The following is a 10,017-nucleotide window of genomic DNA, read 5'->3' on the forward strand; positions in this document are numbered from 1 at the left end:
TTCACATCATCGCCACCGAACCAAAAGTACCGATTAAAAACGCGCGGGCCAAGGGGGTGAAAAGGTGACTACCTGACTTGAAAGAGGTTGTGGGGTGTAGGGTGTGGGGTGTGGGGTGTGGGGTGTGGGGTGTAGGGTGTGGGGTGTGGGGTGTAGGGTGTAGGGTGGGGGGTGTGGGGTGTAGGGTGTGGGGTGTGGGGTGTGGGGTGTGGGGTGTGGGGTGTGGGGTGTGGGGAGAATAAATAAAAATAATCTCCTGAATACTGTCTCCTGACTCCTTTTCTAAATATTTTTCAACATCAGCAAAGAGCGAGTTTGAAAGCCGAGATTTTGGTAGAGATTGAGAGCATTGTCGTTATTGATGAAGACTTGTAAACCGAGGCGGGTTTGTCCGCGACTTTTTGCCCAATCCTTAGCTCGATCGATTAGTGCGCTGGCGATACCTTGGCGACGATGCTGGGGATCGACGTAAATTAGGAAAATATGACCATAGCGATCGCCTGTCACCTGATCGACGGCGCTCCCCATCCAGAGACAAGCGATCGCCGTTTGTTGTCCTTCGACGATCCACAGGGGAGTATCGAGGCAAAAAAACTGTCTGACTGTATCAGCTAGATGGGAGAGGTTTTTTTGTTCGGGAAAAAATTCTTGATAGCTGCGGGTGAGAAAATTAATTAGTAGATAGCGATCGCTCGGTTTTCCCAGTCGCAGCTGATAATCTTCGGGAAGGTTAGCCATGCCAAGGATAAGAGAAAATTATGCCCAGGGATGGCTCGATCGGAGCGGGTGCCGCTAAATCTGCCGGTAAAAAAATCCGGATGCCAGTGGCAACCAGAGCAACTAAAAACACGAAGATAGTCAGGAGCGGGGCGATATATTGCCGGAAAAAAGCCATAATTATTTGATCTCTAAACTGCTGTTCCTTCTATTTTAAGGATTGCCAGTGGAGATATCGGCAATTTTTTTAAAAAAATTCGCCCAAAAAAAAGTGATCGGCATACCGATCACTAGAAACCGACAACTAGACTATGGCTAAACACCGATTAAATCTAACGAAGGTGCAAATAGGCCGCCTCTGCTTCCAATTGACGCACTAGAGCCTCATTTCCCTGCGCTCTAGCTACTTCCAGTCGGTGTTGTAAATTTCTGCGGAGTGTTTCCCTATGGGCCACGGTGGCCTGTGTTAGGACTTGCTGACGATTTTTGTTCATGGTGGACAGACTTTTGAGCGACTTAACTTACCTTATATCTAAATCATAACATTCTCCTTGGGAAACTGTATCTTTAGCTACTGAATTTGGCGTTAAGATTTATTAAAGCTGTTGGCAACCATAGTGACAAGTCAATGACGGAACAGGCACTGATAACCCTTACTAGCGATTTTGGACTACAGGACGGTTATGTGGGCATTATCAAGGGAGTAATCGCGGGAATTGCCCCCCATGCTCGCACGATCGATCTGAATCATCAAATTTCGCCCCAAGACCTTTACGCTGGTCGTTTTATTCTCCTGAATGCCTATCAATACTTTCCCCAAGGCACTATTCATCTGGCAGTTATAGATCCGGGGGTAGGAAGCAAAAGACGCGGGGTAGGGATTCGTTTTGCCGGTGGTTATTTAGTTGGTCCAGATAATGGTTTATTTAGTGGCATTTTAAGCCAATCTCCCGCTATATCTGCCGTTAATCTCGATAATTCTTCCTATTGGCGCACCCCTAACCCTAGCACTACTTTTCACGGTCGTGATATTTTTGCTGCTGTGGCCGCTTATTTGGCCCGGGGAGTACCCCTAGAAATGTTAGGTGAGATTATTGATCCCGATAGCTTGCAACAATTAGCGATCGCTGTTCCGCAAATCGAGGAAGATAAAATCAGGGGTCAAATTCAATATATTGACATTTTCGGCAATTTAATCAGCAATATTCCCGATTATCTCCTAGAGGGAAAAAATTGGTCGGTGCGGTTGGGTCCAAAAATTATCCCCGCAAAAAACACCTACAGTGATGTTCCTTGGGGGGAAATAGTCGCTTTTATCGGTAGTCACGGGGGGTTAGAAATTGCCGTCAATAGTGGTAGCGCCCAAAAGCAATTACACCTAAATATTGGCGATGCGATCGAGGTTAAGCTAAACGGCGCTTAACCTGCATGATCCAATAGCTATAACCCTTTTGGAGTCTATATCGGTGATCCGAAGTAAAAGCCGTTTAGCTTACAATAGATAGGGTTTGCTGAAAAAGTCTGTTGGTGGAGTTAGCAGTCAGTATTCTCCGAGTCAGGAGATAGGAGTCAGTAGCCGGTCGTCGGGAGACGGGAGACGGGAGATTATTTTTATTTAGGGCTTGCTGAATAATGGTAAAACCCTTTTAAAATAAGGCTTTTGACCTGGTTAGTGCAAGAAAATAGGATTGGGACTTTCAAAAACCTTGCATTATCCTTCTTGTAGTACATCGCTTGGTACACAAAACAAGGGCAACAAAGCCTGAAACGACTGGCTACTGACTCCTGACTCCTGACTCCTACCCCCAGGAAAAACTTTTTCAGCAGACCCTATTTATTCTCCCCAATTCATAATTCATAATTCCTAATTCCCACTGATAACTGATAACTGATAACTGTTTACTGATATGGCCTTTTAATCAATTCTCATACTAATATCTAACCAAGTAGAACGGGTAATCGGGGCGCTAGTGGAAATATAATCTACTCCTGTTTCGGCAACGTTGCGAATGCGATCGAGGGTAATATTTCCCGATGCTTCTATTTTGGTTTTACTATTAAAATTGCGGATCATCTCCACAGCAGTTTGCATCATCTCTAAATCCATATTATCTAACATAATGATCTCTACCTGCTGCTGCAGGGCCTGATTCACTTCTTCTAATTGGCTGGTTTCTACCTCAATTGTGAGAGGATAGGGCATATTTTGCCGTACACGACGCACTGCTTCCTCAATGCTGCCCGCTGCTTGAATATGATTATCTTTAATCATAATTGCATCATCTAACCCCAAACGATGGTTAATAGCGCCACCGATACCAGAGGCATATTTTTCTAAAATTCGCAATCCCGGGGTAGTTTTGCGAGTATCCACCAATCTTGTCGATAAATCGGCAATTTTCTCCACATACTGACGAGTGGCACTAGCGATTCCACTCAAGCGCATGGCAAGATTTAAAGCGACTCTTTCCCCGATTAACAACGCATCGAAGGAACCTTCTATCTCGGCAATAACTTTAGACTTGGGGCAGAATTCCCCCTCGGCAACGGTGGGGGTAAAGTGAATAGTGGGGTTAAGCAGTTGAAAAACTCGTTCAGCTACGGGTAAACCAGCAATAACTCCCGCTTCCTTGGCAATCCAACTAGCTTGACCAATTTTAGCATGACCGAAGAAAATTGCTTGGGTGGTGCGATCGCCTCTACCGAGATCTTCTCGTAACCAGTTTTCTAACAAGGGATCAAGAACTAATAGGGGCGGTAACATAGAATTTATCGAAAAAATCGGGACGTATTTATTTTAAGTTTAGGAATGTTTGACCTGTTTGTAAACTTTCTTTAATTGAAACTTATCCCTTCATAGATTAACTCGATCGCACAGTGAAAATCGAGACTAGATAGAATAATTTCTTCCCCTTGACTATAAGCGCAGTAAAACCAAATTTTATCTTCACCGCGGCGATAAACCTCAACACTGATCGATTCGGCATCGACTAAAACGTATTCTTGTAAACTGGCAATCTGACGATAATATTGTAACTTTTTGGTGCGATCATAGTTTCCTGTGCTAGGGGAAAGCACTTCAATAATCACTTGTGGATGTTGAATAAAATTACGAGATTCTCTATCCCTAAAATCGCAACTAATCACCAAATCGGGATAAAAATAACGACTATTATTAGCCTGTACTTTCGCATCAGATACATTCACTCGACAGCCTCGCGGACGGAGATGAGAATATAAAGTTCTGTAAAAATTCAAGGTAATATCATTATGGGGCAGACTACCCCCAGTCATGGCGATAATTTCCCCATCAATGTATTCATGGCGACATTCCTGGGTAGCTTCCCATTCTAGATACTCTTCCGGGGTCATTCTTTCTGGGTATTGAGGTTGAGCGATCATTTTTCTTTTTCCTTGTCAACTAACTAAATTAATATCCCATTTCCTTTTTATGTTAGAACATTTTCTCGCCCGAAGATTTAAGAATAGTTATAATTAAGCGGTGACTGATTACCCTAATGATAAGATGGAGAGAGAAAGCATTATTGTCGCAGGTCGCTAAGATGACGAAAACAGTTGCCGATATCATGACTCCCAATCCCATCACCGTCACCGCTAACACTTCTCTGTCTGAAGCAGTGAAGATTTTGGCCGAAAAGCGGTTTAGTGGTTTACCCGTGGTGGATGACAATATACGACTGATTGGGGTTATCTCCGAAACTGACCTTATGTGGCAGGAAACGGGAGTAGAAGCTCCTCCTTACATTATGCTCCTCGATAGTGTCATCTATCTACAAAATCCTAGCCGTCACGAGAAATTACTCCATAAAGCTCTCGGTCAAACCGTGGGGGAAGTAATGACCGATAAACCTATTAGTATCACAGCCGATCGCCCTTTGAAAGAAGCGGCCTCGTTAATGTATGATCGTCATGTGCGTCGTTTACCGGTGATTGAGGAAGAAACCCACAAAGTAATTGGTATTATCACCCGCGGCGATATCATTCGCGATATGGCAAAATCGGAAGCATAATTGCTTTTCTAGGGCAAAAATTAACTAAAAGGTCTTGAACAAATGAATCAATCTCAGGAAACGGTTACTTATTCCCTAGAAACTATCTTGACGCGGATGGAGGGTAAAATCGATTCGTTACAAAAAGATGTGACGGATTTAAAGGTAGGACAAGCGGTGTTAACGGGAAAAGTTGAGGGAATAGAAAATCGACTAAACTCATTAGAAGGAAACCAAAAATATCAGGTTTGGGCATTAATTGTCCTCTTAGCTGGGGCAATTGTGAAAACTTTTTTTTTCCCTCGATCCCCCCTTAATCCCCCCTTAATAAGGGGGGCATCTGATAATTTTTAACGCCTACCTACTTAAATTCTTATTTCCCTGGCAATTTCTCTAAAAACTATCAGAATGAAGCGCCGTCAATTTTTCATTAATTCCGCTCTAACTGCTGTTAGTTTTTCCCTAATTCCTAGAAAAGTTGTTAGTAATAATTTTCCTCTAATTAAACCGCCACATCTACAACCGGGGGACGGAGTGGGTATTATTAGTCCGGCGGGGGCAACTTTTAAAGAAGATGATTTGAATATAGTTATTGAAGCAGTTAAAGCTTTAAAATTAGTCCCAAAAGTTGGTCAACACGCTTTAGATCGTTATGGTTATCTAGCCGGTAAAGATAGCGAGCGAGCCGCGGATATAAATCAATTTTTTGCCGATGATAATATTGCCTTAATTTTACCAATTCGCGGCGGTTGGGGAAGCGCTCGTTTATTACCTTATCTCGATTACGATTTAATTGGCCGTCATCCGAAAATTATCTGTGGTTTTAGTGATATAACTTCTTTATTATTAGCTATTTATGCCAAAACTGGTTTAGTTACTTTCCATGCTCCCAATGGCTTTTCTAGTTGGCGCACCGCTCAAACTGAAAGCTTTCGACAGGTTTTATTTTCTGGGGAAAAGTTGACTTTTAGAAATATTCCCGATCCCGATGATGCCAATCGTTTAATGCGGGTAAAAAATCGGATTCAAACTATTACTAAAGGTCAAGCAAAAGGTAAATTAATCGGTGGTAATTTAACCACTTTAGCCTCGATCGCAGGTTCTCCCTATCTACCAGATTTTACCAGTGCTATCCTATTTTTAGAAGATATTGGTGAAGATATTTATGAAATAGATCGCCTGTTAAATCAATTAAAATTAGCGGGAATTCTCGATAATTTAGCTGGGTTTATCTTCGGTCAATGTAGCAATTGTAGCGCCGATAGTGACTATGGTTCCCTGACTTTAGAAGAAGTGATCCGAGAATACATCCAACCCTTAAAAATTCCCGCTTGTTTAGGTTTGATGATCGGACATTTGGAGATTATCGAGACTCTAGCTATTGGTATTGCAGTAGAATTTGATGCTAATCGGGGAACAATTACTATGTTAGAATCGGCGGTTAGTAGGTAGATGTTAAAGCATCAAAAACTCTTCCAGCGTTGCCACTCAAAGACTTTTTCAGCAGCTCCTATATTAATTTTTGGGGTACTGATAAGTAGTTGGACAAAAGTAAAGTTAACTGTGGGGTAAGGAGTCAGTCCCGATGAAAAAATTTTCACCCCCACAGATGAAAGAGGTTTCTTTCCCTACACCCCACACCCCAGACCCTACACCCTCTTTCAAGTCAGAGGAATGTAGCGAAATATACGGAGCGCTCGAACCAATTTGTAATATATGTGGGCTATGAAATAGGATGATGCGAGCGTTGTCCATACTTGCATCGGGAGGGAACCGTGACGACTTTTCAGGCTTCGCTCAATTTACTGCCTTCTAGTTCTCCCGCTGCCAATTTTCGGACTGGAGAATGGACTTTTCCCACACTCTACTCCACTCTTGCTCCTGCTGCCCTAGCAGATTTAGTTTTTTCTCGTTACGAGATTGATGTACCGAAAAATTGTCAATTTTGGCATCGGGGTTTAAGTGATGTGTATCTCCTCGAAACCCTGACAACTCCCTACATCTTGCGCGTGTCTCACTGCCATTGGCGCAGCAAAATGGAAATAGACTTCGAGTTAGAATTATTAGATTATCTCGATCGCTCTCAGGTTCCCGTCGCTGCGCCAATTCGCACCAAAAACGGTGATTTATCCGTAGAAATTAAGGCTCCGGAAGGGAAACGTTACGCCGTCCTTTTTCCCTATGCTCCTGGAGGAATTGCTATTGGGGACATAGATATAGAACAAGCCTATCATTTAGGGGCGATCGTGGCTAATTTACATCGGGTGACAGCAGATTTTCAAACCCTAGCCTATCGTCATCCCCTCAACCTCAAATATCTTCTCGACGATTCCCTGCAAATTATCGCACCTTTTCTGCACCAACGACCGAGCGACCTAGACTGTGTTTTAGAAACCATTGGGGAAATAGAGGAAGAAACCGCTAAATTACCGACAGAATCTCCCTATTGGAGCATTTGTTGGGGCGATCCTCATAGTGGTAATGTGCATATCACCCCTGATAATCAGATGACCCTATTTGATTTCGATCAGTGCGGTTATGGTTGGCGAGTTTTTGATATCGCTAAATTTCTGCAAGTTTCCCTACAATCCGGCTTAAATCGCCAGGTTCGCCATGGTTTCATCCAAGGCTACGATGAAACAGTGCCTTTAACCGATGGTGAATTATCTTGTCTTCAGTATCTCACCCAAGCGGCCTATATTTGGTCTTGGTCAATTAGCTTAAATAACCTGCGTTTAACCGATTATAGTCGTCTGTGCGCCAATTATTTTAGCAGCCGTTTGGCCATTCTCAAACGTTTAAGAACCCAAGAATGGGAATTATTCTAAGCAGCCTTGATCCTGCTGGTGAGCAAATTTCCTGGGGGTAGGTTGTGGGGTGTGGGGTTTTACCCATTTTCAGGGAAAAATTACCTGAATTTTCCCCCTGATCACTCCAATGACCGGCACTTTTTGATAGCCAAAAAGCCTAAAAGTCTTATCCAAAAAGCCGGCCCCAACTAACCAAGATCAACTTTCTTGCTGGTCAATGGCCAAACGAGGGATCGATCCCTGTATGCTGGTAAGTATAGATAATCACTAGGTAAAGACTTTCTTCTCCATCTGCCAAAAGTGAAGCAAGCTTTACCGCTTTTGAATACTCTCTCACAGCCTTACAGACAGATGGTATTATGTCCAGAAGAAAGAAGAAGTTTCCCTGTGGTCACAAGGGTTATGGCCAAGTCTGCCATCATTGCGCTCAACTAGATGCCGCTTGGGAAGAAAGAAAACGTCAAAAAAATGCCTGGGAAGCCACTTTTTCCCAAGATCCGATCGATCTGCGGGAATTACCGAAAAATGTGGTACTTAAAGCTAGGGAAATCCTGCAAGGATTGCAAGATCACCGCAATTATCGAGATTTCCACGGTAAACGATTGCGACACGATCGCTTTATTATCAGTATCCCCGTTACCCGCAATTATCGCCTCATCTGTCGCGACCACGGCAATCTCCTCGTCCCAGAAGCGGTTATCTCTCACGAAGATTATAATGTTTGTAAACCGGGTAGGTGAAGCTAATCTTTAGTTCGCTTGGGAAGATTTATCGCTGTTTATATCTTTCCAATCCGGCAGCCAATTTTCAGCGAGAATCTCCTCCAGACTAGCTAATACTTCCACGGGGAAAATACTGGCATCTAATCTGGTTTCGTCAATCATCAGATTGCGAGCATCGAGATAACATTTTGCTAAAATTTCCCTTAAATAGGACTTTAAGCTGGGACTATCTTCTAAAAGATCGGCAATTTGTAGGCGAAAATTTCTGATTTCTTTTTTCCATGCTGCTGGATTGTAATCTCGTGGCGATTGCCAGTAAGTTAACTTCAGTAAATGTTCTAAAAGTCGAGTTAATAAACTTTCTAATGCTCGTCGTTCACTTTTAGCCAAATCTGCTAACTCCTCTAATAAATTCGGCCAATCTACTGCTTGAAAATCCCCTTGACGCAATTGGTTGATAGTGGACTCTAACCAAAGTTGATAATCGCTATCGTAGAGATTTGGGATGGTAATATTCATCATTTTTTACTCCTTAATTGCACTTTTCAGAATCATTGCCGATAGCTTCCCAATCCGGCAGCCAATTTTCAGCGAGAATCTCCTCTAGACTAGCTAACACTTCCACGGGGAAAATACTGGCATCTAATTCGGTTATATCAATAATTATCTCCCGGGCATCGCTGTAACATTCCTCAAGTATCTCGGATAAATAGGGTTTGAGACTGGGACTATCTCTCAGTATTTTCTTGATTTGTTTCCGAAAGGTTCTAATTTCCCCTTTCCATGCTGCTTGATTATAATCTCGTTGGGATTGCCAGTAAGTTAACTTCAGTAAATGTTCTAAAAGTCGAGTTAATAAACTTTCTAATGCTCGTCGATTATTTTTACCCAAATCTGCTAACTCCTCTAATAAATTCTGCCAATCTACTGCTTGAAAATCCCCTTGACGCAATTGGTTGATAGTGGACTCTAACCAAAGTTGATAATCGCTATCGTAGAGATTTGGGATGGTAATATTCATCATTTTTTACTCCTTAATTGCACTTTTCAGAATTACTGCTGATAGCTTCCCAATCCGGCAGCCAATTTTCAGCGAGAATCTCCTCTAGATTAGCTAACACTTCCAGAGGGAAAATACTGGCATCTAATTCGGTTTCGTCAATAAGCAGATTGCGAGCATCGAGATAACATTCCGGCAAAATTTCCCTTAAATAGGACTTTAAACTGGGACTATCTTTGAGAATTTTTTTGATCTGAATACGAAAATTGCGAATTTCTTTTTTCCATCCAGCTTGATTATAATCCCGTTGGGATTGCCAGTAAGTTAACTTCAGTAAATGTTCTAAAAGTCGAGTTAATAAACTTTCTAATGCTCGTCGTTCACTTTTTCCCAAATCTGCCAACTCCTCTAATAAATTCGGCCAATCTACTGCTTGAAAATCCCCTTGACGCAATTGGTTGATAGTGGACTCTAACCAAAGTTGATAATCGCTATCGTAGAGATTTGAAATGGTAATATTCATCATTTTAAGTAGCTGGTTATAATTAAATTAAAAATGGATTTTAGCTTCGATCCCCCCTGCCCCCCTTGATAAGGGGGGTGCCGATCCCCCCTTAATCCCCCCTTAATAAGCTATCCCTTATAGGGATCTTTCTTAACAATTTTTGCAGTAAGCACTCCAACCCTTATCCTGACTTGATTTCAGTTTTTTCTTTGTCAGTAAGGGTGTCAACAAGGAATATTACAAATTGTTAACC

The 10,017-nt window shown here is 42.4% G+C and carries 15 protein-coding genes; 7 read left to right on the top strand and 8 right to left on the bottom strand.

The features are described 5' to 3' along the window. Window positions 1–282: 282 nt before the first annotated feature. The 3 genes from O9332_RS17125 to pirA all read right to left on the bottom strand — a co-directional run bounded on the left by O9332_RS17125 (window position 283) and on the right by pirA (window position 1,211). Complete coding sequence (locus O9332_RS17125; RefSeq protein WP_288026578.1) at window positions 283–738, bottom strand: GNAT family N-acetyltransferase; 456 nt, start codon at window positions 736–738, stop codon at window positions 283–285. Beyond that, window positions 731–895: a DUF8624 family small hydrophobic protein gene (locus tag O9332_RS17130; protein ID WP_002760035.1), complete on the bottom strand. Its 165-nt coding sequence runs from the start codon at window positions 893–895 to the stop codon at window positions 731–733. Before O9332_RS17130 ends, O9332_RS17125 begins: the two co-directional genes overlap by 8 nt. Window positions 896–1,049: 154 nt before the next feature. After that, window positions 1,050–1,211, bottom strand: coding sequence for an arginine synthesis PII-interacting regulator PirA (gene pirA, locus O9332_RS17135; RefSeq protein ID WP_002733724.1), 162 nt, complete (start codon window positions 1,209–1,211; stop codon window positions 1,050–1,052). 134 nt (window positions 1,212–1,345) lie between these two features. On the opposite strand from pirA, the gene O9332_RS17140 reads away from it, so the two are divergent. Beyond that, a complete protein-coding gene (locus tag O9332_RS17140; RefSeq protein WP_002760034.1) occupies window positions 1,346–2,140 on the top strand; it encodes an SAM hydrolase/SAM-dependent halogenase family protein in 795 nt (264 codons plus the stop codon). Window positions 2,141–2,632: 492 nt separating this feature from the next. On the opposite strand, the gene nadC is transcribed toward O9332_RS17140, so the two are convergent. Both nadC and O9332_RS17150 read right to left on the bottom strand, forming a co-directional pair. Beyond that, window positions 2,633–3,481, bottom strand: coding sequence for a carboxylating nicotinate-nucleotide diphosphorylase (gene nadC, locus O9332_RS17145; protein ID WP_002760033.1), 849 nt, complete (start codon window positions 3,479–3,481; stop codon window positions 2,633–2,635). Between the two features lie 71 nt (window positions 3,482–3,552). After that, window positions 3,553–4,119, bottom strand: coding sequence for a Uma2 family endonuclease (locus O9332_RS17150; RefSeq protein WP_002760032.1), 567 nt, complete (start codon window positions 4,117–4,119; stop codon window positions 3,553–3,555). Window positions 4,120–4,280: 161 nt separating this feature from the next. Here O9332_RS17150 and O9332_RS17155 point away from each other — a divergent pair, with 161 nt between their 5' ends. From O9332_RS17155 to O9332_RS17180, 6 genes are all read left to right on the top strand, one after another. Then, window positions 4,281–4,748 carry a CBS domain-containing protein gene (locus O9332_RS17155; RefSeq protein ID WP_002765452.1) on the top strand — a complete coding sequence of 156 codons (468 nt, stop codon included), beginning with the start codon at window positions 4,281–4,283 and terminating at the stop codon, window positions 4,746–4,748. 42 nt (window positions 4,749–4,790) lie between these two features. Further along, window positions 4,791–5,081: a hemolysin XhlA family protein gene (locus O9332_RS17160; protein WP_002760030.1), complete on the top strand. Its 291-nt coding sequence runs from the start codon at window positions 4,791–4,793 to the stop codon at window positions 5,079–5,081. Window positions 5,082–5,135: 54 nt separating this feature from the next. Next, window positions 5,136–6,179, top strand: a complete 1,044-nt coding sequence (locus O9332_RS17165; protein ID WP_288026582.1) for a S66 peptidase family protein — start codon at window positions 5,136–5,138, stop codon at window positions 6,177–6,179. Between the two features lie 133 nt (window positions 6,180–6,312). Further along, window positions 6,313–6,456 carry a hypothetical protein gene (locus O9332_RS17170; RefSeq protein WP_192846056.1) on the top strand — a complete coding sequence of 48 codons (144 nt, stop codon included), beginning with the start codon at window positions 6,313–6,315 and terminating at the stop codon, window positions 6,454–6,456. Window positions 6,457–6,502: 46 nt separating this feature from the next. Further along, complete coding sequence (locus O9332_RS17175; RefSeq protein ID WP_288026585.1) at window positions 6,503–7,555, top strand: phosphotransferase enzyme family protein; 1,053 nt, start codon at window positions 6,503–6,505, stop codon at window positions 7,553–7,555. A 341-nt stretch (window positions 7,556–7,896) separates the two neighbouring features. Beyond that, window positions 7,897–8,277, top strand: a complete 381-nt coding sequence (locus O9332_RS17180) for a DUF7682 family zinc-binding protein (RefSeq protein WP_002735921.1) — start codon at window positions 7,897–7,899, stop codon at window positions 8,275–8,277. 9 nt (window positions 8,278–8,286) lie between these two features. Here the strand turns inward: O9332_RS17180 and O9332_RS17185 are convergent, their stop codons facing one another. Genes O9332_RS17185 through O9332_RS17195 form a run of 3 tightly spaced genes read right to left on the bottom strand, consistent with a single transcriptional unit; the run spans window position 8,287 to window position 9,785 of the window. Next, window positions 8,287–8,781, bottom strand: a complete 495-nt coding sequence (locus O9332_RS17185) for a DUF29 domain-containing protein (RefSeq protein ID WP_288026587.1) — start codon at window positions 8,779–8,781, stop codon at window positions 8,287–8,289. A 10-nt stretch (window positions 8,782–8,791) separates the two neighbouring features. After that, window positions 8,792–9,283 carry a DUF29 domain-containing protein gene (locus tag O9332_RS17190; RefSeq protein WP_079210114.1) on the bottom strand — a complete coding sequence of 164 codons (492 nt, stop codon included), beginning with the start codon at window positions 9,281–9,283 and terminating at the stop codon, window positions 8,792–8,794. 10 nt (window positions 9,284–9,293) lie between these two features. Further along, entirely contained in the window at window positions 9,294–9,785 is a 492-nt protein-coding gene (locus tag O9332_RS17195; RefSeq protein WP_002760025.1) for a DUF29 domain-containing protein, read from the bottom strand. Window positions 9,786–10,017 lie beyond the last annotated feature (232 nt).

Source organism: Microcystis sp. LE19-10.1B (genome assembly GCF_027530565.1).
Lineage (GTDB): Bacteria > Cyanobacteriota > Cyanobacteriia > Cyanobacteriales > Microcystaceae > Microcystis > Microcystis aeruginosa.